At 69.9% G+C, this 22,719-nt stretch carries 31 protein-coding genes; 15 read left to right on the forward strand and 16 right to left on the reverse strand.

Going from position 1 to position 22,719, the window contains the following annotated elements; translation table 11 throughout:
- Positions 1-55: 55 nt before the first annotated feature.
- The 5 genes from PINTE_RS01040 to PINTE_RS01060 all read left to right on the forward strand — a co-directional run bounded on the left by PINTE_RS01040 (position 56) and on the right by PINTE_RS01060 (position 4,718).
- Entirely contained in the window at positions 56-817 is a 762-nt protein-coding gene (locus PINTE_RS01040) for a DeoR/GlpR family DNA-binding transcription regulator (RefSeq protein ID WP_068424969.1), read from the forward strand.
- A 119-nt stretch (positions 818-936) separates the two neighbouring features.
- The gene (locus PINTE_RS01045) at positions 937-1,908 is read left to right on the forward strand and encodes a UbiA family prenyltransferase (RefSeq protein ID WP_084343066.1); all 972 of its coding nucleotides are present in this window, start codon (positions 937-939) and stop codon (positions 1,906-1,908) included.
- Positions 1,909-2,014: 106 nt separating this feature from the next.
- On the forward strand, positions 2,015-3,184 hold the full coding sequence (locus tag PINTE_RS01050; RefSeq protein WP_084343067.1) for a type III polyketide synthase: 1,170 nt from the start codon (positions 2,015-2,017) through the stop codon (positions 3,182-3,184).
- A complete protein-coding gene (locus tag PINTE_RS01055) occupies positions 3,181-3,705 on the forward strand; it encodes an isoprenylcysteine carboxyl methyltransferase family protein (RefSeq protein ID WP_068424971.1) in 525 nt (174 codons plus the stop codon). The genes PINTE_RS01050 and PINTE_RS01055 overlap by 4 nt, the downstream gene beginning before the upstream one ends.
- Positions 3,702-4,718 carry an NAD(P)/FAD-dependent oxidoreductase gene (locus PINTE_RS01060; protein ID WP_068424974.1) on the forward strand — a complete coding sequence of 339 codons (1,017 nt, stop codon included), beginning with the start codon at positions 3,702-3,704 and terminating at the stop codon, positions 4,716-4,718. The genes PINTE_RS01055 and PINTE_RS01060 overlap by 4 nt, the downstream gene beginning before the upstream one ends.
- A gap of 6 nt (positions 4,719-4,724) precedes the next feature.
- On the opposite strand, the gene PINTE_RS01065 is transcribed toward PINTE_RS01060, so the two are convergent.
- Together PINTE_RS01065 and PINTE_RS01070 are read right to left on the reverse strand one after the other, a co-directional pair.
- Entirely contained in the window at positions 4,725-5,981 is a 1,257-nt protein-coding gene (locus PINTE_RS01065; RefSeq protein ID WP_068424977.1) for a M24 family metallopeptidase, read from the reverse strand.
- A 4-nt stretch (positions 5,982-5,985) separates the two neighbouring features.
- Entirely contained in the window at positions 5,986-6,903 is a 918-nt protein-coding gene (locus tag PINTE_RS01070) for an NAD(P)-dependent oxidoreductase (protein ID WP_068424980.1), read from the reverse strand.
- A gap of 172 nt (positions 6,904-7,075) precedes the next feature.
- Between PINTE_RS01070 and PINTE_RS01075 the strand changes: the two genes are divergently transcribed.
- The 4 genes from PINTE_RS01075 to PINTE_RS24945 all read left to right on the forward strand — a co-directional run bounded on the left by PINTE_RS01075 (position 7,076) and on the right by PINTE_RS24945 (position 9,238).
- Positions 7,076-7,402 carry a thioredoxin family protein gene (locus PINTE_RS01075; RefSeq protein ID WP_068424984.1) on the forward strand — a complete coding sequence of 109 codons (327 nt, stop codon included), beginning with the start codon at positions 7,076-7,078 and terminating at the stop codon, positions 7,400-7,402.
- Positions 7,403-7,531: 129 nt separating this feature from the next.
- Positions 7,532-8,548, forward strand: coding sequence for an LLM class flavin-dependent oxidoreductase (locus PINTE_RS01080; RefSeq protein ID WP_068424987.1), 1,017 nt, complete (start codon positions 7,532-7,534; stop codon positions 8,546-8,548).
- A gap of 52 nt (positions 8,549-8,600) precedes the next feature.
- Positions 8,601-8,834, forward strand: a complete 234-nt coding sequence (locus PINTE_RS01085) for a hypothetical protein (RefSeq protein WP_068424990.1) — start codon at positions 8,601-8,603, stop codon at positions 8,832-8,834.
- A gap of 53 nt (positions 8,835-8,887) precedes the next feature.
- Positions 8,888-9,238: a PIN domain-containing protein gene (locus PINTE_RS24945; protein ID WP_245642735.1), complete on the forward strand. Its 351-nt coding sequence runs from the start codon at positions 8,888-8,890 to the stop codon at positions 9,236-9,238.
- Here PINTE_RS24945 and PINTE_RS22470 read toward each other — a convergent pair.
- Positions 9,124-9,711 (reverse strand): hypothetical protein, encoded by a 588-nt coding sequence (locus tag PINTE_RS22470; RefSeq protein WP_068424992.1) that lies wholly within the window; start codon positions 9,709-9,711, stop codon positions 9,124-9,126. The two genes, PINTE_RS24945 and PINTE_RS22470, sit on opposite strands and share 115 nt — an antisense overlap.
- Positions 9,701-10,138, reverse strand: coding sequence for a MarR family winged helix-turn-helix transcriptional regulator (locus tag PINTE_RS01095; protein WP_068424995.1), 438 nt, complete (start codon positions 10,136-10,138; stop codon positions 9,701-9,703). The genes PINTE_RS22470 and PINTE_RS01095 overlap by 11 nt, the downstream gene beginning before the upstream one ends.
- A gap of 216 nt (positions 10,139-10,354) precedes the next feature.
- Here PINTE_RS01095 and PINTE_RS01100 point away from each other — a divergent pair, with 216 nt between their 5' ends.
- The gene (locus PINTE_RS01100; protein WP_157087012.1) at positions 10,355-10,519 is read left to right on the forward strand and encodes a winged helix DNA-binding protein; all 165 of its coding nucleotides are present in this window, start codon (positions 10,355-10,357) and stop codon (positions 10,517-10,519) included.
- Between the two features lie 12 nt (positions 10,520-10,531).
- Here the strand turns inward: PINTE_RS01100 and PINTE_RS01105 are convergent, their stop codons facing one another.
- The 3 genes from PINTE_RS01105 to PINTE_RS01115 are packed head-to-tail and all read right to left on the reverse strand — an operon-like array spanning position 10,532 to position 12,086.
- Entirely contained in the window at positions 10,532-10,987 is a 456-nt protein-coding gene (locus tag PINTE_RS01105) for a VOC family protein (RefSeq protein WP_068425001.1), read from the reverse strand.
- A 20-nt stretch (positions 10,988-11,007) separates the two neighbouring features.
- On the reverse strand, positions 11,008-11,595 hold the full coding sequence (locus PINTE_RS01110) for a methylated-DNA--[protein]-cysteine S-methyltransferase (protein ID WP_068425004.1): 588 nt from the start codon (positions 11,593-11,595) through the stop codon (positions 11,008-11,010).
- On the reverse strand, positions 11,592-12,086 hold the full coding sequence (locus PINTE_RS01115) for an RNA polymerase sigma factor (protein WP_068425069.1): 495 nt from the start codon (positions 12,084-12,086) through the stop codon (positions 11,592-11,594). Before PINTE_RS01115 ends, PINTE_RS01110 begins: the two co-directional genes overlap by 4 nt.
- 61 nt (positions 12,087-12,147) lie before the next feature.
- On the opposite strand from PINTE_RS01115, the gene PINTE_RS01120 reads away from it, so the two are divergent.
- Complete coding sequence (locus tag PINTE_RS01120) at positions 12,148-12,654, forward strand: GNAT family N-acetyltransferase (RefSeq protein WP_281178815.1); 507 nt, start codon at positions 12,148-12,150, stop codon at positions 12,652-12,654.
- Between the two features lie 156 nt (positions 12,655-12,810).
- Here the strand turns inward: PINTE_RS01120 and PINTE_RS24095 are convergent, their stop codons facing one another.
- A complete protein-coding gene (locus PINTE_RS24095; protein ID WP_245642733.1) occupies positions 12,811-13,098 on the reverse strand; it encodes a hypothetical protein in 288 nt (95 codons plus the stop codon).
- Here PINTE_RS24095 and treF point away from each other — a divergent pair.
- Positions 13,082-14,518, forward strand: coding sequence for an alpha,alpha-trehalase TreF (gene treF, locus PINTE_RS01125; protein ID WP_245642734.1), 1,437 nt, complete (start codon positions 13,082-13,084; stop codon positions 14,516-14,518). The two genes, PINTE_RS24095 and treF, sit on opposite strands and share 17 nt — an antisense overlap.
- A gap of 52 nt (positions 14,519-14,570) precedes the next feature.
- On the opposite strand, the gene PINTE_RS01130 is transcribed toward treF, so the two are convergent.
- From PINTE_RS01130 to PINTE_RS01140, 3 genes are all read right to left on the reverse strand, one after another.
- Entirely contained in the window at positions 14,571-15,611 is a 1,041-nt protein-coding gene (locus PINTE_RS01130; protein ID WP_068425010.1) for a hypothetical protein, read from the reverse strand.
- Positions 15,608-15,832, reverse strand: a complete 225-nt coding sequence (locus PINTE_RS01135; protein ID WP_068425013.1) for a hypothetical protein — start codon at positions 15,830-15,832, stop codon at positions 15,608-15,610. Before PINTE_RS01135 ends, PINTE_RS01130 begins: the two co-directional genes overlap by 4 nt.
- Positions 15,833-15,893: 61 nt before the next feature.
- The gene (locus tag PINTE_RS01140) at positions 15,894-16,076 is read right to left on the reverse strand and encodes a hypothetical protein (protein WP_068425015.1); all 183 of its coding nucleotides are present in this window, start codon (positions 16,074-16,076) and stop codon (positions 15,894-15,896) included.
- Between the two features lie 266 nt (positions 16,077-16,342).
- Between PINTE_RS01140 and PINTE_RS01145 the strand changes: the two genes are divergently transcribed.
- Complete coding sequence (locus PINTE_RS01145; protein WP_068425017.1) at positions 16,343-16,909, forward strand: GNAT family N-acetyltransferase; 567 nt, start codon at positions 16,343-16,345, stop codon at positions 16,907-16,909.
- A gap of 107 nt (positions 16,910-17,016) precedes the next feature.
- On the opposite strand, the gene PINTE_RS01150 is transcribed toward PINTE_RS01145, so the two are convergent.
- Together PINTE_RS01150 and PINTE_RS01155 are read right to left on the reverse strand one after the other, a co-directional pair.
- On the reverse strand, positions 17,017-18,303 hold the full coding sequence (locus tag PINTE_RS01150; RefSeq protein WP_068425020.1) for an ATP-binding protein: 1,287 nt from the start codon (positions 18,301-18,303) through the stop codon (positions 17,017-17,019).
- A 233-nt stretch (positions 18,304-18,536) separates the two neighbouring features.
- The gene (locus PINTE_RS01155) at positions 18,537-18,731 is read right to left on the reverse strand and encodes a helix-turn-helix domain-containing protein (protein WP_068425023.1); all 195 of its coding nucleotides are present in this window, start codon (positions 18,729-18,731) and stop codon (positions 18,537-18,539) included.
- Between the two features lie 115 nt (positions 18,732-18,846).
- Between PINTE_RS01155 and PINTE_RS24950 the strand changes: the two genes are divergently transcribed.
- Together PINTE_RS24950 and PINTE_RS01165 are read left to right on the forward strand one after the other, a co-directional pair.
- Positions 18,847-19,419: a LysE family translocator gene (locus PINTE_RS24950; RefSeq protein WP_068425026.1), complete on the forward strand. Its 573-nt coding sequence runs from the start codon at positions 18,847-18,849 to the stop codon at positions 19,417-19,419.
- Positions 19,420-19,874: 455 nt separating this feature from the next.
- Complete coding sequence (locus PINTE_RS01165) at positions 19,875-20,618, forward strand: hypothetical protein (RefSeq protein ID WP_068425030.1); 744 nt, start codon at positions 19,875-19,877, stop codon at positions 20,616-20,618.
- 101 nt (positions 20,619-20,719) lie between these two features.
- Here PINTE_RS01165 and PINTE_RS01170 read toward each other — a convergent pair whose 3' ends face one another.
- Genes PINTE_RS01170 through PINTE_RS01180 form a run of 3 tightly spaced genes read right to left on the reverse strand, consistent with a single transcriptional unit; the run spans position 20,720 to position 22,438 of the window.
- Positions 20,720-21,367 carry an acyltransferase family protein gene (locus PINTE_RS01170; protein ID WP_068425033.1) on the reverse strand — a complete coding sequence of 216 codons (648 nt, stop codon included), beginning with the start codon at positions 21,365-21,367 and terminating at the stop codon, positions 20,720-20,722.
- The gene (locus tag PINTE_RS01175) at positions 21,318-21,947 is read right to left on the reverse strand and encodes an acyltransferase family protein (protein ID WP_169798432.1); all 630 of its coding nucleotides are present in this window, start codon (positions 21,945-21,947) and stop codon (positions 21,318-21,320) included. Before PINTE_RS01175 ends, PINTE_RS01170 begins: the two co-directional genes overlap by 50 nt.
- On the reverse strand, positions 21,944-22,438 hold the full coding sequence (locus PINTE_RS01180; protein ID WP_068425038.1) for an ABC transporter permease: 495 nt from the start codon (positions 22,436-22,438) through the stop codon (positions 21,944-21,946). Before PINTE_RS01180 ends, PINTE_RS01175 begins: the two co-directional genes overlap by 4 nt.
- Positions 22,439-22,719 lie beyond the last annotated feature (281 nt).

Consider the following 22,719-nt stretch of genomic DNA (forward strand, 5'->3'; position numbering starts at 1 on the left):
GTCTTTCCCTCCGGTAGGAGTTGTCGATATCGATGGTTGTTGATTACCTGATCACGTGCAACGACCAGCTCGCCACAAGATGATCATTCGGGCGATGACCCCGCGCCGCACCAGCGTCGATGCGCTCGTCGACCTCACCGGCGCGTCCCCGATCACGATCCGGCGCGATCTCGCCGACCTCGAGGGACACGGGCTCATCAAGCGGGTGCACGGCGGGGCGGTCGCGGTCGAGCGACGCGGCCGGCGCACGATGCCGTACGCGTTGCGCGCGACGCAGGACCTGGAGCGCAAGGAGGCGATCGCGGCGGTCGCGGCCCGTCTCATCGACGAGGACGAGGCCGTCGTGCTCGACAACGGCACGACGAACGACGCCCTGGCCCGCGCGCTCACCGGTCGGAGCCTGACGGTGCTGTGCATGTCGCTGCACGCCGCGGTGGCGCTCGGCGCGCACCCGGCCACCCAGGTCATCGTGCCCGGCGGGCTGATCGCCGCCGACACCCTCTCGGCCACCTCGGCGGCGTGCATCGAGGCCGCCCGCGGCATCCGCGCCGACGTCGCCGTGCTCGGCGCGGTCGCGGCCACCGCGCGCCACGGTCTGACGACCACCACGTGGGAGGACGCCCAGATCAAACGCGAGATCACCCGCTCGGCCACCCGACGAATTCTCCTCGCCGACCACGAAAAGCTGACTCGCACAGCGAGTTTCCGGTTCGCCGGACTGGAGGACCTGGACGATCTGATCACCACCCGACAGTCTCCGGCCGACCTGCTGGAGGAGTTCCGGGACGCGGGGGTGCAGGTGCACCTCGCGGACTAGGGGCGCCCGGTGCGGCCCAGGCATCTCGAGCCGTCCAAGCGGATCGGCACTAGCCTGGCGCCACCATTGGCCCACGGTCGGCCCGGCGATCGGGCTCCGCGACGGCACGGAGGCCCGTCATGACATCCGCCGGCGAGTTCACCGACGCCCCCGAGGAGTTCCGCGGCGACGTGCCCGGCGAGGGCACCCACCCACAGCCGCACGGACCGGATCTCGCGGGCACGGCTCGCGCGGTCGTCGGCGCGTCCCACCCCGGCCCGACCCTGACGGTGACCGCGCTGACCGCGTTGCTGGCCTCCGGCTCCCGGCTCACTGCGCGCCGCGCGGGTCAGGTCGTCGCGGCGGTGCTGCTCGGGCAGCTCTCGATCGGCTGGGGCAACGACCTCGCCGACGCCGACCGGGACCGCGCGGTGGGGCGATCCGACAAACCCGTGGCCAGCGGCGCCGCGGACCCCCGGCTCGTCGTGGGCCTGGTCGCCGGCGCCCTCGGCGCGTGCGCCGCCCTGTCGGGCCGGCTGGGTCGACGCGCCGCGCTGACCCACATGGGCCTCGTCGTGATCTCCGGCCACGCCTACAACCTCGGCCTCAAGGGCACGCGGTGGTCGTGGCTGCCGTACGCCGCGGCGTTCGGTGCGCTGCCGTCGGTCGTCACGCTGGCCCGCCCGCGTCCGGCGCCCGCCCCGCCCCGGGTCACGGGGCTGGCCGCCGCCCTGGGGGTCGGCGCACACCTGCTCAACGCGATCCGGGATCTCGACGACGACGCGCGCACCGGCGTGCGCGGACTGCCGCACCGGCTCGGCGAACGCCGGAGCCGGTTGCTGGCCGCGAGCCTGTTGACCGGCGCCTCCGCGGTGCTCGCGGCGACCGGGCGGGGCCTGTCGGCGCGCGGGCGGGGCGCGCTGCTGGCCCTCAATACCGTGCTGGCCGGGGTGGCGGTGACCGGTGCGGGCCGCGCCCCGTTCCGCGCGGCGAGCGCGATGGCGCTGCTCGACGCCGTGGCGCTCGTCGCCGAGGGCCACGCGATCCCAGCACCCGTCCCCGCCCGGACGGCGACCGCGAAACGGACCGTCGCGGGAACCGGCTCCGGCTGACCTCCGGGGCACTCGCCTTGGCCATGCGTCCCCGCCGACGTTATGCGAAGTTTGCTCTACCGCGGCGGCGATCCGGCGCCGCGCGCACCCAGCGCAAGGAGACCCCGTGCCCACTCACGTGCTCAGCGCGCGCGGGGTGTTGCCGTCGCACCGTTACACCCAGGCGCAGATCACCGCCCAGGTGCTGAGCACGTTCGGCGCGAGCGTGGACGCGCGGTTCACCCGGCGGCTGCACGAGAACGCCGGAGTGAGCACGCGCCACACCGCGCTGGCGCTGGACCGCTACGGGGAGCTCACCGATTTCGGGCAGGCCAACGACGAGTTCATCGCGGCGGCGGTGCAACTGGGCTCGCAGGCCGTACGGGAGGCCGTCGCGGCCGCCGGGGCGGAGCCGGCGGACGTCGACGTGATCGTCTGCGCCACGGTCACCGGCCTGGCGGTGCCGTCGCTCGAGGCCCGCATCGCCGCGGCGGTGGGCTTGCGGCCCGACGTCGTGCGCGTGCCGCTGGTCGGGCTGGGGTGCGTGGCCGGGGCCGCCGGCCTGGCCCGCCTCGACGACTATCTGCGCGGGCGGCCTGCGCGGCTCGGGGTGCTCGTCACCGTCGAGCTGTGCTCCCTGACGTGGCAGCGCGGCGACTCCTCCGCCGCCAACCTCGTGGCCAGCGGACTCTTCGGAGACGGTGCCGCGGCGGTCGTCGCCTGCGGCGAGCAGCATCCGGCGGCCGGTCGCACCCGATCAGCGCCCGCAGCGCCCGCGCTCGAGGTGCTCGACTCGCGCAGCATCCTGTACCCGCGCTCCGAACGCACGATGGGCTTCGACGTCGGCGCCTCGGGCCTGCGGATCGTGCTCGACGCCGGGGTCCCGGACCTCGTGCGCGCCCACGTCGGCGAGGATGTCGACGCGTTCCTCGCCGGGCACGGGCTGACGCGCTCCGACCTCGGCTTCTACGTCGCGCACCCCGGCGGGCCGAAGGTGCTGGAGGCGCTCGAGGACGCGCTCGGGGTCGATCGCGAGGCGCTCGCCGTCACGTGGCGATCCCTCGACCGCATCGGCAACCTCTCCTCGGCCTCGGTGCTGCACGTGCTCGCGGACACCCTCGCGCAGCGCCCACCGCCGGCCGGGCGGCTGGGCCTGCTGCTCGCCATGGGACCCGGGTTCTGCTCCGAGCTCGTCCTGCTGCGGGCGCTGGCGCCCTCCGTCGACTCAGTCGACACAGCCGACACACCCGACTCGGGCCACACAGTCGACTCAGCCACCGGACGGGAGACCCGATGAGCCTGGGGTTATATGCGCTGCTCATCGCGCTGGTGGCGGCCGAGCGGGTGGCCGAGCTGGTGGTGTCACGCCGCAACGAGGCGTGGTCGATGGCCCGCGGCGGCCGGGAGTTCGGCGCGGGGCACTACCCGCCGATGGTGGCGCTGCACAGCCTCCTGCTCGTCGGCGCGCTCGTCGAGGTGGCGGTGCTCGGGCGGGGCTTCGTGCCGTGGCTCGGCTGGCCGATGCTCGCCCTCGTCGCGGCGGCGCAGGCGTTGCGCTGGTGGTGCATCGCGTCGTTGGGGCGGCGCTGGAACACGCGGGTCATCGTCGTCCCGGGTCTACCGCCGGTCACCCGCGGCCCGTACCGCCTGCTGCGGCACCCGAACTACGTCGCGGTCGTGCTCGAGGGCATCGCGTTGCCGCTCGTGCACTCGGCGTGGCTCACCGCGGTGTGCTTCACGGTGCTCAACGCGGCGCTGCTCACCGTGCGGATCCGCTGCGAGAACGCGGCCCTGGCCACGTTGCCACCGGCTCGATGATCGACCTGCTCGTCGTCGGAGGCGGTCCGGCCGGCCTGGCCACCGCGCTGCACGCCGCGCGCGCCGGCCTGGACGTGCAGGTGTGGGAGCCGCGAGCGGCTCCGGTCGACAAGGCCTGCGGCGAGGGACTCATGCCGACGGCCGTCGCGGCCCTCGCCGAACTCGGCGTCGACCCGGCAGGGGCGGACCTGACCGGCATCCGTTACGTCGCGGGCGCCCGCTCGGCGAGCGCACCCTTCCGCTCCGGGCTCGGGCGCGGGGTGCGCCGCACGACGTTGCACGCCGCGCTGCACTCCGCAGCCCTCGCCGCGGCCGTGCCGGTGCGGCCGCAGCGGTTCTCGACCCTCACCCAGGACGAGGAGTCGGTCACCGTCGACGGCGTCCGAGCGCGCTACGTCGTCGGCGCGGACGGCCTGCACTCGGCGGTCCGCGCGGCCGCCGGGCTGGGCGCTCGACCGGCCGGGTTGCGGCGGTACGGTCAGCGGCGGCACGCCCGGGTGGCGCCGTGGACCGACCGGGTGGAGGTGCATTGGGGGCCGAGCGCCGAGGCGTACGTCACCCCGCTCGGCTCGGGCGAGGTCGGGGTGGCGCTGCTGACCACCCGACGCGCCCCGTTCGCCCACCTCCTGACCGAGTTCCCCGAACTGTCGGAGCGATTGGCGGGTGCGCAGATGTCGCCGACGCTGGGCGCGGGGCCGATGCTGCAGCGCACCCGGGCCCGAACCGCCGGGCGAGTGCTGCTCGTCGGCGACGCCGCCGGGTACGTCGACGCGCTGACCGGCGAGGGCGTCGCGCTCGCCCTCGCCCAGGCCCGGGAGGCGGTGGCGGCCTGCGCTGCCGGCGACCCGGTCTCCTACGAAGGGGCCTGGCGGCGAGTGAGCCGCCGGTACCGTCTCCTCACCCACGCCCTCGTGCTCCCCACCCAACTGCCCGCCGCACGAAACCGACTCGTGCCGTTGGCCGCCGCGTTCCCGAGAGTGTTCGCCGGCGCGGTCGACGCTCTCGGCGGGTAGCCCGCGTCACCCGTTCAAGAGCGCGTCCTCGAACGGGAACCGCGAAAGCACCTCGACGCCGGTCGGCGTGATGAGCACCTGCTCCTCGAGCTTGACGCCCTCGTGGCCGCCCTCGCGGCCGATGTAGCTCTCGACGCAGATCGTCATGCCGGGCACGATCTCGCCGTCGTAGCCGGCGGTCGGAAAGTCGCCGTGGTGGTACAGGTACGGGTACTCCCCGGTCATGCCGCAGCCGTGCGCGGACAGGTAGTAGCGGTTGACGTAGAACTCCTCGGGGATGTCCCACGCCTCGCGGGCGTAGTCGCGAAAGCTCATGTGCGGGCGCAGGATCGAGATGTTGTGACCGACCTGCTCGCGGGCGAGTCGGTACAGCTCGCGCTGCTCGCGCGTCGGCGCACCGGGCCCGGAGTGGAAGGTGCGGGAGAAGTCCGAGTAGTAGCCGTGGCAGCCGACGACGTCGGTGTCGAGGGCGATGAGTTCGTCGGGCCCGATGACGTTGTCACTGGTCTCCTGGAACCACGGGTTGGTGCGGCTGCCGGCGCTGAGCAGCCGGGTCTCGATGTAGTCGCCGTTCTGTGCGATGACCGACGCGTGCAGCACCGACCACAGCTGCGCCTCGGTCAGACCGGGGCGGATCGCCTCCCGCAGCGCCGCGACCCCGATCTCCGTCGCCCGCAAGGAGGCGGTGACGCACGCGAGCTCCTCGGCGGACTTCACGCTGCGGGCCAGTTCGAGGGCGTGCTGGGCGTCGACGACGCGCACCCCCGCGGCGGCGAGCGCGATCGCGACCCCGGCGTTGAGCCGCTCGAGCCCGACGGTGGGCTTCGGCCCGACGAGCCGGGTCAGCTCCGCGGCCATGTCGGCGGCCCAGGCCCGATCGACGTCGACGATGTGTTGACCGGCTGCAACAAAGCTCGCGATGCGCGCAGGGCGGACCTCGTCGATGGTCTCCAGCCCGGCGGCCAGGTGCAGACAGCCGGTGAACTCGAAGAGGATGCTGCGCTGCGCGGTGAGCAGCAGGTAGCTCGACGGGGCGTTGCGCATCGAGAAGACCTGCATGTTGCGCGCGCCGGTGGCGTACCGGATATTCACCGGGTCGGAGACGATCAGCGCGTCGACCCCGAGCCGCTCCATCTGCGCGCGCACCCGGCCGAGCCGGTAGCCGCGCACGGCGACGAGATCGATACCGTCGGCGGGTTCGCGGCCGAGCTGGGCCAGGCCCTCGATGTCGCCGCGCTCGGCGTGCCAGTCCAGTTCGGTCATGCCCTCACTGCTCCCAGGGCGGGGTCCAGTCGCCGGCGAGGCGGAAGCTGAGACCGGCATCCTCCTCGATCTGCCGGGCCACGTGCAGTTCGGCGGTGTCGCGGCCGTACCGGTCGCCGGCGCGGGCGAAGGTCTCGTGCGCGGCGACCGTCATCGGCAGCGGGGCCTGCACCTCGTGCGACAGCTCGGCGATGAGGCCGAGGTCTTTGAGGCACAGGTCGAGGGTGAACGACGGGTCGTAGTGGCCGGCGAAGATCGACGGGGCGTCGTGCCGGGCGACGAATGAGTCACCGACGCTGGCCTTGATCGCCTCCCACAGCACGCCGAGGTCGACGCCGTGCTGGCGGCCGAGGGCGAACCCCTCGCCGAGCGCGGCGGCGTGCACGAACCACAGCTGGTTGGTGACGAGCTTGACGACGTTGCCGGTGCCGAGCGCGCCGCAGTCGATGACCCGGCCCAGGTGCTCCAGCACCGGGCGGGCCCGCGCGACGACGTCGGGACCGCCTCCGAGGAAGAGGGTCAGGGTGCCGCCGCGGGCGCCGTCGACGGCCCCGGTGACGGGCGAATCGGCCACCGCCACCCCGGCCGGCGCCTCCTGGGCGAGCGCGTGCAGCAGGGGCACGCTGTTGGTCGTCAGGTCGACCCAGGCGGAGCCGGGCCGCAGGGCTGCGAGCACCCCGCCGGCGCGCATGAGCGCCTCGCAGTGGTCGGGCCGGGGCAGCGAGGTGAGCAGCAGGTCGGCCTCCGCGGCAGCGTCGATGGCTGAGTGCGCGGCGCGTGCACCCGCCGCGACGACCGCCTCCAGGCGCTGCGGATCAAGGTCGTAGGCGTGCACGGTGTAGCCGGCCCGGGCCAGCCGCGCGCACATGGGGCCGCCCATGGTGCCGAGGCCGATGAAGCCGAGGGTGGGTCGCTCCGACATGTCGCCGTCCGATCTACGTGGGTCTTCCGGGAACAGCTAAGGGCACCCCAGCAGCCGGGCAGTCCCGGCGTCAACCACTGAGCATCGGCCGCGGTCGCGCGGATTCGTGTGTCGTCGGTCGCCCCCGGCGGCCCGCCCGGCGGACCGCTCGCGCGCCGGGCATCCTGGAGGGGTGCCCGACTACAGCCCCGAACAGCCCCTGCGAGACGACATCGACGCGACGAGCGGACCGCTCGTGCTCGCGTTCGGCACCGAATGGTGCGGCTTCTGCCTCGCGGCGGACCGCTACATCTCCCCCGCGCTCGCCGACCAGGCTCAGGTGCCGGTCATCGGCGTCGAGGACGGGCCGGGCCGGCCGCTCGGGCGCTCGTACCGCGTGAAGCTGTGGCCGACGCTGGTGTTCCTGCGCGACGGCGTCGAACTCGACCGCGTCGTGCGCCCCGGCAACCGCGCCGTCATCGACGACGCCCTGGCCAAGATCACCGCCCCCCTTCCCTGAGCCCCCTTCGCTGAGAACTGCGCTTCACGGTCGCGACTGCGGTCCGTCTCGCAGTCCTCACCACGACACGCAGTTTCGAGGGACGTTGGGCGAGGGAATACCAGCCATCGCGGTTTGTTGACACGTCACATGAAGCGCATCGGTTTTCTGTCCTTCGGGCACTGGACCCCGCACCCGCAGTCGGCGACGAGGTCGGCCTCCGACGCATTGCTGCAGTCGATCGAGCTCGCGGAGGCGGTGGAGCAGCTCGGCGGTGACGGCGCCTACTTCCGGGTGCACCACTTCGCGCGTCAGCTGGCGTCGCCGTTCCCGCTGCTCGCGGCGGTCGGGGCGCGCACGCAGCGCATCGAGATCGGCACGGGCGTCATCGACATGCGCTACGAGAACCCGCTGTACATGGCCGAGGATGCGGGCGCGGCCGACCTCATCTCGGGCGGCCGGCTGCAGCTCGGGATCAGCCGGGGATCGCCGGAGCAGACCATCGAGGGCTACCGGTACTTCGACCACCACCCCCGCGAGGGTGAGACCGACGCGCAGATGGCGCGGCGGCACACGGCGCGGTTCCTGGAGGTCATCGAGGGTGCGGGCTTCGCGCAGCCGAATCCGCAGCCGATGTTCCCGAACCCGCCCGGCCTGCTGCGCGTCGAGCCGTATTCGGCGGGCCTGCGCGAGCGCATCTGGTGGGGAGCCGGGTCGCGCGACACCGCGCGCTGGGCCGCCACCGAAGGCCTGAACCTCATGAGTTCCACGCTGCTCACCGAAGACGCGGGCATGCCGTTCCACGAGCTGCAGGCCGAGCAGATCCGGCTGTTCCAGGACGCGTGGCGCGCGGCGGGCCACGACCGTGAGCCGCGAACCTCGGTCTCCCGCAGCATCTTTCCGCTCGTCAGCGACCAGGACCGCGCGTACTTCGGGTTGGAGCGGCACAGCTCCGACCAGGTCGGGATCATCGACGGTGGCCGCGCCACCTTCGGCAAAACGTATGCGGCGGAGCCCGAGGAGCTGGTCCGCCAGCTCGCCGCCGACGAGGCGATCACGGCGGCCGACACCCTGCTGCTCACCGTGCCGAACCAGCTGGGCGTCGACTACTGCGCGCACGTCGTCGAGCAGGTCCTCGCCGTCGGACGCGAGCTCGGCTGGCGCTGAGGGGCGACCAACTATGTGGTCCGCATCAGACTGATGCTCGTATGATGCAGACATGCGTACAACGGTCGATCTCCCCGAGGCGGTACATCGGCGTGCCGTCCAGTTGGCCGCGTCACGGAGGCAGTCGCTGTCGTCGCTGATCGCGGAGATGACGATCCGGGGCATGGCGCTCTCGGGCGAACCGGTCGTCATCTCCCGCAGCCAGCACTCCGGATTTCCCACGATCGACCTGGCGCGCAGCGTCGTCACCAGCGACGACGTCGCTGATGCGCTGGATGACGAGTGACCACTTACCTGCTCGACGCGAACGTGCTCATCGCCCTGGCGGTACCTCAGCACGTGCATCACGAGCGGTGCGACCGATGGCTCGCCTCCATCGCGTCCTTCGCCACGTGCCCCATAACGCAGGGTGCGGTGGTGCGTTTCCTCGTGCGGTCCGGCGAACTCGCCTCCGACGCCCAACGCTGGCTCGAGGCCGTGGCAGCCCGCACGGACCACGCCTTCTGGCCCGACGACATCCCGTTCGCAGCAACCGACTTGACCGATGTGTCCGGGCACCGTCAGGTGACCGACGCCTATTTGCGCTCGCTGGCGCTGGCCCGCGGCAGCCTCGTCGCGACTCTCGACGAGCCCATGTCTCGGTTGCCCGGTGGTTTCCTGATCCCGCGGATCGTCCCGCGCGGCTTGTAGACGGACAACGCGGTCATCACGCCGAACGCGAGCAGATTGCCCACCCCCAGCGCGACGATCCTTGCCGAGAGCGCCTGGGCGGCGGCCGGGGTGCCGTCGGCCACCGACTCCTCGATCCAGCGGCCGATTCCGACGGTGGAGGCGAGGATGACAACCACGGTGAGCACGAGTTTGATCGTCACCCACCAGTGCACGAAGAGCCCCCAACGGGTGCCGAGCGAGACGACGAGCCCGCTGATGAGCGCCCCGAACGCGGCGGGGATGACCACCCACGTGTCGATGAGCCGGATCGCGTGATGCGCCAGCAGTGGGGTGAGTTCGCCGCCGGGTCGCGACCAGGCGTGTGCTCCGAGCGAGACATTCGCCGCCCCGGCGCCGAGCCATCCGACGGAGAACACGACATGGGCGAGCAGCCACGCCTTGCGGGCGGCCGGTGAGAGCTGAGCGCGCCGCCCGCGCTGCTCAGGACCCATCGGCCGGCTCGTCGAGGCGCTCACGAACTGCTCGAAGGTGCTCGACGAACGTCGGCACTGCCGCGCTCGGCAGACCGATCGCCGCCGGCGCGTTGAGAGCCTCCACCTGTGGGCGCACGACCGCCAGCAGGTCGAGGCCGATCGGGGTGATGCCGATTCCCGCTGCCCGACCGCGGCCCGGCGGCCCGGCGCGCCGGACCAACCCTCGGGCCAGCAGGGAGTCGATGAGAGGGTCCATGCTCTGCGGGGTCACCAAGACAGCCCGGGCCAACTGCGCCTTGGTGAAGTCATCGCCGTCGGCGAGGCAGGCAAGAACGCCGAACTGGTTGGGGGTGAGCCCGTGCTCGACGAAGAGCTCTCGAAAGCGCCGGGCCACGACCTGATGGGTCTGCACCAACTCCCACAGGGGCAGCAGCGCCTTGGTCATGGTCGCCCCCGCGGGCGCCGCGTCCTCGATCGCACCTTCGCACAGTATCAGTCGCCTGATACTAGTCCGGACGGCGTCAGCCCGCCCGAGTCGCCCCTACCCCGCGGCCAGCCGATCGAGCACGGGCGCGAACTGCCGCGCGAGGGCCCCGTTGACCCCGACGACGCTGATGTCCGATTCCTCGTGCCGGCGCTCCAACTCCCGGCCAACCGACGGGTGCACATCATCGAAATCACCCCGACCGGGCGGGCGCGGTTCCACCGGTCACGCGACGCCGCCGCCCGGTTCGACGCTCAGCTCCGCGCCGGTTTCACCCACGACGAACTCGAGGCGCTCACGAACGCGCTCACCCGGTTGGCCGCGAACGCGCAGGGGCGCTGACATCTCGGACGGTCACCCGACGCGCTCGCAGAGCGAGACGATGATCCCTTCCGGCCCGCGGACGTAGGCCATCCGCCAGGCCCCCTCGTACTCGCCGACGCCACCGACCAGCCCGTAGCCCTCGCCGGCCGCCCAGGCGATCGCGGCGTCCAGGTCGTCGACCTCGAAGGCGACGTTGCGCAGCCCGAGCTCGTTGGGCATCGCAGCGCCCGAGCCCCCCGATAGTCCCGAGCCGGAGACCGACTCCGGCCGCACGAACCGGGCGAGCTCGAGCCTGGCACCGTCGGGCGTCGTGAGCATGACGATCTCGGTGCGGGAGTCGGGGATGCCGGACACGGTCTCCAGAAACTCGCCTTCGACGAAGGTCCGGCCCTCGACCTGCAGGCCGAGCGCGACGAAGAAGCCGGTGACGGCGTCGAGGTCGGTCACGGTGATGCCGACGTGGTCGAAGCGCGGGAGGCGTGCCATGCCCTCATCCTCGCGGGCCGTCATGCCGCCTTCTCCAAACTCAGCAGTGTTGTCTTGGCATCCAGGCCGCCGATGTAGCCGCCGAGGCTGCCGTCGGTGCGCAGCACTCGGTGGCACGGCACGACGACCGGCAGGGGGTTCGTCGCGCACGCGGTGCCGACCGCTCGCACGGCCCGCGGATTGCCGACGAGCTCGGCGACCTCCTTGTAGGAGCGGGTGTGGCCGTACCCGATGCGCGGCAGGAAGCGCTGCACGATCTGCCGGAACCCGCTCGAGAGCGCGTAGTCCAGGGGCACGTCGAACTCGTGGCGCTCACCCGCGAAGTACTCCTCCAGTTCCACCGCGACCGCGTCCAACCGACTCGGGACGAGCAGGATGCGAGGGCTGACCTTCGTCGCGAGGGCCGCCAGCACGGAGTCGAACCCCTCGGTCTCGTAGGCCACTCGCACCAGGCCCTTCGGCGTCGCGGCCAGCAGCAGCGGCCCGACCGGGCTGTCGAACACGCGGTAGGCGACGTCGAGGAGACCGTCGTTCTGGGCGCGGGCGGCCAGGGCGGCGTGCAGGCGCGTGAGGTCGTCTCCCGACACCGGGAACAGGTCGTGGCTCATCGGGATGCCCCTTTCGGTGATTCGCCGGCGCCGTAGGTTCGCCGCAGACTCTTGATGCCGTCCGCTGCCGCCCGGCGCACCGCCTCCGGGGTGCCACCGATGAGTTCCGCCGTCTGGGCATGTGGCAGGCCGCCGAGATAGTGGTAGGCGATCGCGAGTCGTTGTCGTTCGGGCAGCGCGGCCACCGCCTGCCACACGCCGTATTCGTCGCCGCCGGGGTTACCGACCGACGAAGGCCGCTCGGGCAGCTCGGCCGGGATCGCGTGCCTGGCCCGGAGGCGGGTCACGTCGATCGCCTTGCGGCGCGCCACCCGCACGAGCCACGCCTCCACGTTCGTGTCCTCCGGCAGCTCCGGCCACGAACGCAGCGCCGCCACGAACGTCTCCGACCACGCGTCGTCGGCGTCGGCGCCGGGGCCGAGCACGGCACGGCACACGCGCAACACGGTGGCCCCGTGCCGCGTCACGGCCCGCTCGAATGGCTCCTTCATCGTCATCGCACCGTAGACGCATCAGCCGCGCCGAACGTGAGATCGACCCGCTTAGAGACCTGTGCCGGACCGACAGGATCGGGGTCGCCCCCGCGAGAATCGGCGCATGGAGACGGTCACGATTCGGGCCGAGGTCGACGCCGACGCCGCGGCGATCACGCGGATCGTGGAGCTGTCGTACGCGCCGTACATCGCCCGCATGTCTCGCCGGCCGGCGCCGATGGATCAGGACTACGCGCACCTCATCGCGAACGCGCAGGTGTGGGTGGCGCAACGGCGCGAAACGATCGTCGGCGTGGCGGTCGCCCACCTGCGCCTCGACCACGTGCTTCTGGAGAACGTCGCGGTGCATCCGCGGGTCCAGCACGCGGGAGTCGGCAGGCTGCTCATGCGCACGGTCGAGGGCTACGCCGCCGGCCACGAGCGGCGCGAGGTGCGGCTGTACACCAACGAGGCCATGACCGAGAACCTCGAGTTCTACCCCCGCCTCGGCTATCGGGAGAGCCATCGGGCCGTCGAGCACGGGTTTCGTCGGGTGTTCTTCGTCAAGACGCTGTCAGCGACGTGAGTCGCGCAGGGCACGCCCCTGTCGTACCGGGTGGTCACCGCCTCATGCAAGCGATAAGCCCGCAGCGAAGGAGGCGCACGCAGAGCCACCAATAGTTGATCAAAGCCTGTGTCCTCGGAGGTATTGCGTTGCAACTGAGTGCAATTGCCTCCGCATTCAGGGCGCGCTCACACCGCTCCTCTGCTTGAATCCCGGCATGAACGCTGCCTCGCGAGCGTCGACGACGACGCGTTCGCGCACTTGCGGGCACCGCGGGCCGCGACGAATTGTCGTCGCGTTGACCGCCGGCAGCCTGGCCATGACGCTGGCGACGGCCGGAGCCGGAGCCGCCACCGCGCGCACCGAGCGCCACCCCGACCCGAAGCCCCGGATCGACCCGCTGTCGGTGAAGACGCCGTCGGAGCTGTACGACGACCTGTTCGTCCAGGTGCAGATGCGCGACATCTTCGTCGACGGCAAGACGTTCGTCGACGCGGTGCCGAAGCGCCCGGTCGCCGACATCATGAAGGATTACCAGCGGCAGAAGCCCAGCACGAACGCGGCCTTGAAGGCTTTCGCGCTGAAGAACTTCGTCGTCCCCGGCGTCAACGACGGCCCGCCCACAACGGTCCCGGTCACCAAGGGCGCATCGCTCCAGCAGCACATCAAGGAACTCTGGCCGCACCTGACCCGCCCCGCCGTGAAAAGCGTCAAGGGCGGCTCAGCCTTGTCCTTGCCCGAGCCTTTCGTCGTGCCGGGTGGACGATTCCGGGAGATGTACTACTGGGACAGCTACTTCACCATGCTCGGCCTCAAGGAAGACGGGCAGAACACGGTGATGGAAAGCACGATCAACGACTTCGTGTCGCTCGTGGAGCGATACGGGCACATCCCCAACGGCACGCGCTCGTACTACCTGAGCCGGTCTCAGCCGCCGTTCCTGTACCTCATGGTCGGCCTCTCGGAGACGACGAACGATCGCGTCAAGGCCCGGCGGCTGGCGGCGGTCAAGGCCGAATACGCGTACATGACCTCGAAGGCCCGCACGGTGTCGATGCCGGACGGCTCGAAGCTGCAGCACTACTGGGATGCCCGGGCGACCCCGCGTGACGAGTCCTACCTGGAGGATGTCGAGACGGCACACAAGTCCGGGCGCCCGAAGGCGCAGGTCTATCGCGACCTTCGGGCCGGCGCCGAGAGCGGCTGGGATTACAGTTCCCGGTGGTTCGCCGACGGCAGGTCGATCACGACGATCGACACGACGAACATCGTGCCCGTCGACCTCAACAGCCTGCTGTACGGAATGGAGAGATCGATCGCGCAGGGCTGCCGTGAGGCGGCGGACCGCGCGTGTGCGCAGAGTTTCACGAAGAAGGCCGATCGGCGCGCGAAGGCCATCAACACCTATCTGTGGAGCAGCTCCCAGAAGCGGTACGGCGATTGGGATGTCAAGAAATCCGCCATTCGTCCGGGGGTCACGGCGGCCACCGCCTTCCCGCTCTTCGTCGGGCTCGCCCCGAAATCCCGCGTCAACGACCTCGCGGCCACGATCAAAGCCCAGCTGCTGGCTCCGGGCGGGCTGCGCACCACGACGGTCAAGACCGGTCAGCAGTGGGATGAACCCAACGGCTGGGCGCCGCTGCAATGGGTCGCGGTCGAGGGGCTCGAGAAGAACGGGCAACACGCCCTCGCGAAAACGATCTCCGACCGGTTCCTCACCACCGTTCTCGCCGAGTACAAGCGCAGCGGAAAGCTCGTCGAGAAATACAACATCGAATCGCAAGCCGGCGGCGGAGGCGGCGAATACGAGCTCCAAGACGGCTTCGGCTGGTCGAACGGTGTCACGCGGGCGCTCATCGAGAAGTACGGCATGCCGACGACATAGCAGCTCGGAGCCGGGGTGGCCTCGACGGTTGTCCCGGCCACCGACGAGCGCCTCAGCCGCGGGCGCGCACCCACTCACCGCTCGGGGTGCGCACCCACCCCGACGGTCCCGCGGGAGCGGGGGTCGCGGTGCTCGACTGACGGCCCGGCGCGACGGGAGGAGCCTGGGTGGCGGCAGGGGCCGGCGCAGCGGAAGGCGTCTGCGCGCCGGAAGAGCTGCGCAGCCGGGCGAAGTAGGACGCCCACTGCTCGGCGCTCGGCCGCTGCGCGGGGGTCTGGCTGAAGGAGGCGGACAGCAGGGCCTGGCCGTCGGCGTCGAGGACGTTCGAGACGCGACGCGGGTCCCGGGCGGTCGAGGCGTTGGTGCCCGGGCTCAGGCAGCGCAGCACGAACAGCGCGTACTTATAGACGTCGGTCTGGTGGGTCAGCTGGGTGCGCTCGGCCGCGGGCGGCTCCCAGTCGGGGGTGTTGAGCTGCGGCACCGCCGACATCGTGCCGCGCACTCGCACGGCGTCGCAGTCCACGAGCATGACGTCGGCGTCCTGGCGGCCCGGCCCGACTCGGAACAGGGCGTTCTTGGCGTTGAGGTCGCCGAACACGACGTTGTGGGCGTGCAGCAGGGCGAAGACCCGCGCGAGGCCCTCGCAGATGGCGAACCGCTGATGCAGGTTGACCAGCGGAAACCCCAGCTTGGCGCAGCGGGCCGCGCCGAGGAACAGGTACTGGATCTCGCGTTCCTTGCGCATCGCCGACCCCGTGATCGACCTCCCCACCTGCACGAAGGAGTCCGGGATCAGTGGCATCAGCAGACCGACGACCCGGCCCTGGTCCCGGACGAGCCGGATCGGCCAGGTGGCGTGGGTGTCGAGCAGGTCGCGGTCGCGGTCGTTCATCCGCGTCCGCACCGCCACCACCGCCTCCAGGCCGCTGCTCGCCAGCTGCCCGGACTTGAACTCCTTGTAGGCCACGGGGTGCGCGAAGTCGCGCAGGCGCAGGGACGGGCACCGGTAGATCCGACCCTGCCCGCCCTCGGCGATGTATTCGAGCTGGCCGAGCTGGGACTTCTCGATGAGCTCGCCGGCACTCAGGCTCACTCGTCACCCACCAGCCACACGACGAGCGCGGCCCGGTCGTCGTCGAAGGTCTTGCGGCCGAACGCGACCTGGGCCGCGAACTCCACCGGGTGCGGCGGGCGGGACCACAGCTGAGCCAGGGTCGTCCCGACCTCGCCCGCGCCGGAGCCCAGCGGGTCGCCGACGCCGTCGGTCATCAGCACCAGCGCGGCCCCGTCACCGAGGGTCGTCTCGACCACCACCGGGTCCTCCTCGGGAACCACGGCGCGGCGAACCCGAGACGCTGCGCCGCTGGTTGGCCGCCTAGTCTGCCTCCAGCAGAGCCCGTTGCTCGGCGAGGTCCAGGAGCCAGGTCTGGGTGGCTCGACGGCGGGCGGTACCGGTCTTGCCCACGCCCTTCGGGCCGTCCAACGCGATGGCCGGAGCCAACGGCATGAGCTCGTCGAGTTCGCGGTCGATCGTGCGGGTCAGATATGGCGGCGCCATCGCGCTACTGTACCTTGGGACGGTTTCCTACTGTACCTCTAGGTCAGTACTTACTGAACCTCTGGTCAGCGCTCCGCGGATCGCCGGATAAAGCCCAACGTCCAGCATGGAGGCGGGGGAAGAGCCTCGGGCACGTCCCGGCGACTACTCGCGGGCGCCTGCTGTCCACCGCAGTGAGGCGTCCCATTCCATGTGGTCTGTCCGTTCGACGCGGATGGTTGACCTGGGGCAGCGGGGCTGCTCGCCCCAGTGCATACCGTGTGGCCATGACCCAGGTGGCTTTGGTGCCCGTGACGGCAGACCAGCGGCACGTGTTCATCGAACAGATTCAGGCCGCTTTTCAGACGGGCTACGAGCAGGTGTACGGCCCGGCGGACCGACCGATCCTCCCCCGAGACGACGTCGAGAAGTCATTCTCGGCGCCCGGGGCGGATGGCTGGTTCGCCGTGGGTGAGGACGGATCCGTGGTCGGTGGAGCGATCGTGGTTGTCCAGGATCCCGGCGACCGTGGAAATCTCGACCTCCTCTACACGGTGGTCGGCCGGCAGGGTAAGCGCGCGGGCCGGGGAATCTGGCAGGCGATCGAGCGGCAATACCCACAGGTGTTGGTGTGGGAGACGCACACCCCGTACTTCGAGAAGCGCAACATCCATTTCTACGTCAACAAGCTGGGCTTCCAGATCGTCGAGTACTACCACGCCGGCCACCCCGATCCGCACCGGGATCCCGAGCATCCTGGGGCCGCAGAACAGGACTTCTTCCGGTTCGAGAAGCGCATCGTCAACGACGGTCCGACAACTGAGCAGCGGAGATCAGCTGACTCCGCAAAGTGACGTGCTGTGATCTGCCTCGGGTCTCGTCCTGGACTCGTCCTGGACTCTTCAGCAAGCTGGAGTCATGCCCGCACCAAGGACGAAGACCGCGTCAAGTGAGTGTGCGATCACTGTGTGATGTCGACTGTGGCCGAGGTCCAGAGTCGGTCGATGGGCATGACGTGGAGGCGCTGGTCGTACGTGTATGAGCGCATGCCGGTGGTGAAGATGACGCCTGCGGCGAGCCGTGGCCCCAGGGTGTCGCGGAGCTGGGTCAGGCCGCGGAAGTCGGAAGCGGTTGCTCGCTCGCTAGCTTTGACCTCGAAAGCGAGGACGTTGCCGTCATCGTTTTCGATGATCAGGTCTACCTCGGCTCCGTCGCTGGTGCGCCAGTGACCCAAGGTGACCGGCTCTTGCAACCAGGATGCCTGTTTGCGGAGCTCTCCGACGACGAAAGTCTCCAGCAGGTGGCCGAAGTCGCTCAGGGCTGCTGGATTCAGACCTGTGAGTTTGTCAGGTATCAGTCGCAGCAGCCGGGCGGCCAAGCCGGAGTCGACGACGTGCACCTTGGGCTTGACGTTGACTCGGGAACGCAGTGTCTTGCCCCACGCGGACAGTCGCACGACGAGGAAGAGGTCTTCGAGCAGCCGCAGGTGAGTCTCGATGGTGGGCCGGCTGACACCGAGCTTGTCGGCAGCGGCTGAGACGTTGAGTAGCTGTCCTGTCTGTGCCGCAAGGAGTGCGAGCAGGTCGCTCATGGCCTGTCGCTCCCGGATCCGGCCCAGCTCCAGGGCGTCCCGCTCCACCGACGCACGGACGAAGTCGTCAAACCAGCGCGCCCGTGCCGCTCGAGGTCGTCGCAGAGCAAGGGGCAAGCCACCGGCGCAGACTCGGTCCACGTAGTCCGTCCGCGTGGTCGTGGAAGTGGCGGTCCGGAGGACGGTGCCCTCAGGATCAACCCACAGGCTCTCCAGCAGATCCTCCCGGACCCCAGCGATCTCACCCTGGGACAGGGGCCAGATGGTCAACGCATGCAGCCGCCCGGTCAAAGCTTGGGCGGACGCGGGCAGGGCGTCCTGCCGCGTCGAGCCGGTGATCACGGCAGTGCCAGGTCGACTGCCCTCGCGGTTCAGCCGTGCCTTGAGCGCATCCAGGAGGTCAGGGACCCGCTGATACTCGTCGACACACAGCGGCGCAGGACCGCTGACTATCGAGGACAGATTGCCCGCGACCGCTTCACGCACCGCCACGTCGTCCAGGTCGAGCACCGATCCACCAGCCTGCGTGGCGAATCCGCTCAACACCGTCGACTTGCCAACCGATCGCGGTCCATGCAATGCGATCACCGGTTCGACCTGCACCAGGTCTGTCAGCAGTTCACTGACCCTGCGCGGCACCAGCGACTCAAGGATCACGACCGCCAACCTACCAGACGCGAGGCCTTACACATGACAAACTAGAGCGTACAAACCTTACATTCGTGATCATTCGAAGTTGCCAGTCCTGAGGGCCTGCAAGGATCTGCACAGTTCGGGCTTGAAGCTGCGTCGAGGCCCTCCGCGGCACCCTCAACCTCGAGGTCCAGCTCGGCGACGAGGTTTCACGAGCGCTGCCGGCTCCGGGCGGCGAGCCGGACGGCGCGGATCTGTCATTCCAGACGTCGCTGATAGGCCGGGCGGCGTCCCGCTCCCACCATGTCGACGAACCCCGCGTCGCGCAGCTTGTCCAGCGTGAACTGCACCTGTCGCAGCGTCAGGCTGAGCCCGTCGGCGAGTTCAATTCGCGTCGTGGGTTGTTCGAGTTGCTGCCACACGGCTCGGGCGTTCTTGGTCACCTCCGCCACGCGGGATTCGTCGCCGAGATCAAGCTGCTCCGACCGGACCGATGGCGGAGTCGGTGACCCGCCCAGTTCAGGAGCGAGTCGGTAGGTCGCTGCGCCTCGTTCACCCACCCGTTCGGTGACGCCAGGACTAGACACTGCAGTTGTTTTGCGCTCAGCGCTGGCGTCCGGCAGCCATGCGGGGATCCGCACCGCGCTCGGGTGCGCGACCGGCCTATTCGCTCACGCGGCTGGCGTAGCACTCGGGCTCTCCGCGATCCTGCTCAACTCCGCTGCTGTCTTCGAGGCGGTCCGACTGTCTGGAGCTGTCCTGCTGGTGGCTTTCGGACTGATCAGCCTTTGGAGTGCTTGCCGCAACCACCAGCCCCTATCGACCGAACCCGGCAGCCGTCGCCGAAGGGGACCGTACGTTCAGGGGTTGCTGACCAACTTGATGAATCCGAAGGCGACGCTGTTCTTCCTCGCGGCCCTGCCCCAGTTTGTGGCCTCGGGCGGACAGCCGACTCTCACGGCACTCTTCCTGGCCCTCATCGCGGGCGGTTTCAGCGCCGGGGGCCTCTCCTTGGTCGCCGTCCTCGCTGGCCGTGCTCGACGACTTCTCTCGTCCGCTCGAGCCCGGCGCATCCAAGAGGCGACGATGGGAACAGTCTTAGTTGGGCTTGGCCTCAGGGTCGCCACGGAAGCCCACTAACCCCCGCAAACCCCCGTTGCCATCTGCGTCCCGGAACCCCGTCGATGAGAGATGCTGGCGCCGCCGAAGGCGATACATACCCAGCCTATCAGCCGCACGAGTCCCGTTAACGCAGTCGTGCCAGCAGCCGCGACCTGGTCCCAGAGAGAACGTTGCTCATAACACTCGATCAAACGCGACACGTCACATAACTTGAAGTTGACGTTTCATAGCCTCGCGGCCGGTGAAAAGTTCACTGCATCTCGACAACAATAGGTGCGAGACGCGCCGTACTATGCACAGCCACCCGCCGCCCACTTGGCACAGATCGGGGCCTGACAGGCGGCCATGCGAAGTAGCCCGTCTCGACCAGCGGACGCGCAGCGCGGCCAGCGTCATGCCGGTGGTTGTGACGCCGCCGCCCCGAGTCGGCAAAGGAGGGGGGCGACGGCGCACGGCGATCCTAGGCTTCCAGAATGACAGCGACAGCCCTCGAACTGCACGCCCTTGCCGACCACCCCGAGCTAGAGCCCCACTGGAACAACGTCGAGGGGGCCTGGCCGGCGTTCATGGAGAAGGATCCGGTGGCCGTCCGCTACACCGCTGCCCGCCATCTCTACCCCCAGCTGCACCTGCTCGGCCTGCTCGACGGAGAGCCGGTGGCTCGGGTTCACGCGGTGCCGCTGCGCTGGCAGGGGGTTGACGATCTGCCTGTCACGGGCTGGGACGCCGTCCTGTCCGATGCGGTGGACCGGCCGATCGACGACCTCACCGGCGTGAGCCTCATAGAGATCCGGCTTCGTCCTGGCCTGCGCGGCCAGGGACTCAGTCACGAGGTGCTTACACAGACCTGCGCCCACCTGCGGAGCCTGGGCGTCGAGCATCTCGTCGGGCCGGTGCGCCCCAACGGGAAGGCCGAGCACCCCACCGCCTCGATCGAGAAGTACGCCGCCCGCACGCGCGGCGACGGCCTTCCCGAGGACGCCTGGCTGCGCGTCCACGTACGCGCCGGGGGAGTCATCGTCAAGGTTGCGTTCTTGTCGATGGTCATCCCTGGCACGCTCGGTCAGTGGCGGGAGTGGACCGGGCTCCCCTTCGACCGGTCCGGCAACGTGGTTGTCCCCGGCGCACTGGTGCCGGTTCACGTGGATGTGGCCCAGGGCCACGCGGTCTACGTTGAGCCCAACGTCTGGGTGCACCACCACCTGAACGGACGATGAGGAGCAAAGGTTGCGGCTTGCTGGCCCAAGCAAACGGTGCCCCAGCCCCCCTCTACACAGACCCAAGCCGTCAGCCCTGCCACCGCCGGGGAGGCCGAGTTTCAGCGACTGGAGAGAGTGCCGTCTTTGAGAGCGACAGACTTTGCGCCGGGCGCGGCTGCGACCCGGTCGGTCTTCCGCGCTCGCCGGCCGTTCAACCATCCGCCCAGGGCAGTGCTGCGGACGAATAGGTGGTAGGTCACGAGCAGGATCGCGGTCGTGACGATGATGTTCAGGAGCACCTCGAGCGCAGGGGGCCACGTGTACCCCGCGATGAGCACCTCGAAGAACGTCAGCAGCACGAGGTGCATGAGGTACATCCAGTAGGAGGCATCGGCGAGATAGCGGATCCAGGCCCGCTCTTGGGTGAGGTGCCGGACGGCGAGGCCGAGCAGCGTGTAGCAGGTCAACCACCCGAAGAGGGCCATGAAGGTCGACCAGCCGGGCCGCGAACTGTCCATATCGATAGGCAGAATCCCGAGCGCAAAGAAGCCCAGCAGTACGACGAGCACCCCCGCGTGCCACCAGGCCTGGCGCCCGAGCCGAGTGAGGGACTCGGGGTCGTGCGTGAGGATCCAGCCGACGAGGAAGGCACCCAGGTAGGCGATGAGGGCGACGGGGTCCGGCAGGAGGGTGGAGGGGGCGACGATGCCTGACGCGTCACCCTGGAGGTTGGTTGTGATGGCGTAGGGAACGGCGGCGAGCAGCACGCCGCCGGGGTTCGTGAGTACGCGCGCGAGGGTCTGTGCCAGCCGTTCGGCGGCAACCGGGAACAGCCGAGCTGCAGCCGCCCTGACCAGGAGCGATGATGATGACCTGAGTCAGGACCCAGAGGAACCACAGGTGGCCAAGGTCGACCGCGCCGAGGATCCCACCGTGTCCGGCGATGTCGGGCCGGATCATATGGGTGCCGCTGCGGCTGGCGTGCCAGGCGGCGAGGAGACCCAGGGGCATCACCGCCAACGGCCAGAACACGACCACGGGCAGGGTGATCCGCTTGAGCCGGTCGGCCAGGTATGAGCGCGTACTGCAACGGTGGCGCATCAGCCGGGCGAAGTAGCCGGCCATGAGCATGAACATGGTCATCCGGAACAGGTGGATGGCGGTGATGAGTACGATCGGCCAGTCGGCACGCTGGGAGTCCTCCACCATCCATGGCATTCCCGCCGATATGGGCATGAGGCTGTGCAGAACGATGCCCAGGAGAAGCGCCCCTCCCCGGACGGCGTCGAGGCCGTGGATGCGCGCTCGGGCAGCGGGCACCGGAGTGTGCTGCGCGGCGGTGGTCATCTCGCCGTCTCCCATCGGAAGAGAAGGCGACCCATCAGCGCGGCGGCGACGAGCAGCGCCGTGAGTAGGAGCAATGGGCGCATGGTGACCGTGCCGGCGTCCCACAGCGGCTGGGTGAGGTCGACGAACCACCGCACGGGCGAGAACTCGAACACGCGACGTACGCCGTCGGGCAGTACGGAAGTGGGCGTGAACGCACCGGAAGTCAGCATGAGCAGGATCATCAGGACGTTCCCGACGCCGGTGGCCGCCCCCACCGAGGGGTAGAGCCCCGCCAGGGCGAGGTCATCGAACTCTTCCGCCGCCACCTCGACCACCTGCCGACCCGCGCCGGGCACGAGACAAGCGCGCGGTGTCGGCGCGCCCCAGCGACTGGCCAGTGCGACGAGCGCACTCGACAGGCTGGTTGTCAGTGGCTGCACGTAGCGTCTGTCATAGTGAAAGCCATCTACATGGAGGTGCTCGATGGGGTCCGCCACAACAGAGTCCATGACGCCAGGACAGCTCGATGATGAACTCCGCAGGCTGGCAGCGCAGCTCGGCATGCCAGTTGATCTTGCCGAGCACCTCGCTGAGGCAGACGCGTTGGACGCTGACCTTTACCAGGTCCTTCGACGAATTCGAGACCTCAGGTGGCTCCAGTCCTCGTGAGCACCCTGGAGGAAGAGTCCGACGCATTTGCGCGTCAGATCTCAGAGGCCGTCTCGGCCTTCGTCGGTAAGACGGTCCCTTTCAAGGCGACGAGCAGCGGCTCTCGCTTCGTCGTGTCTGA

This window comes from Piscicoccus intestinalis NBRC 104926 (assembly GCF_001515525.1).
Taxonomy (GTDB): Bacteria; Actinomycetota; Actinomycetes; order Actinomycetales; family Dermatophilaceae; genus Kineosphaera; species Kineosphaera intestinalis.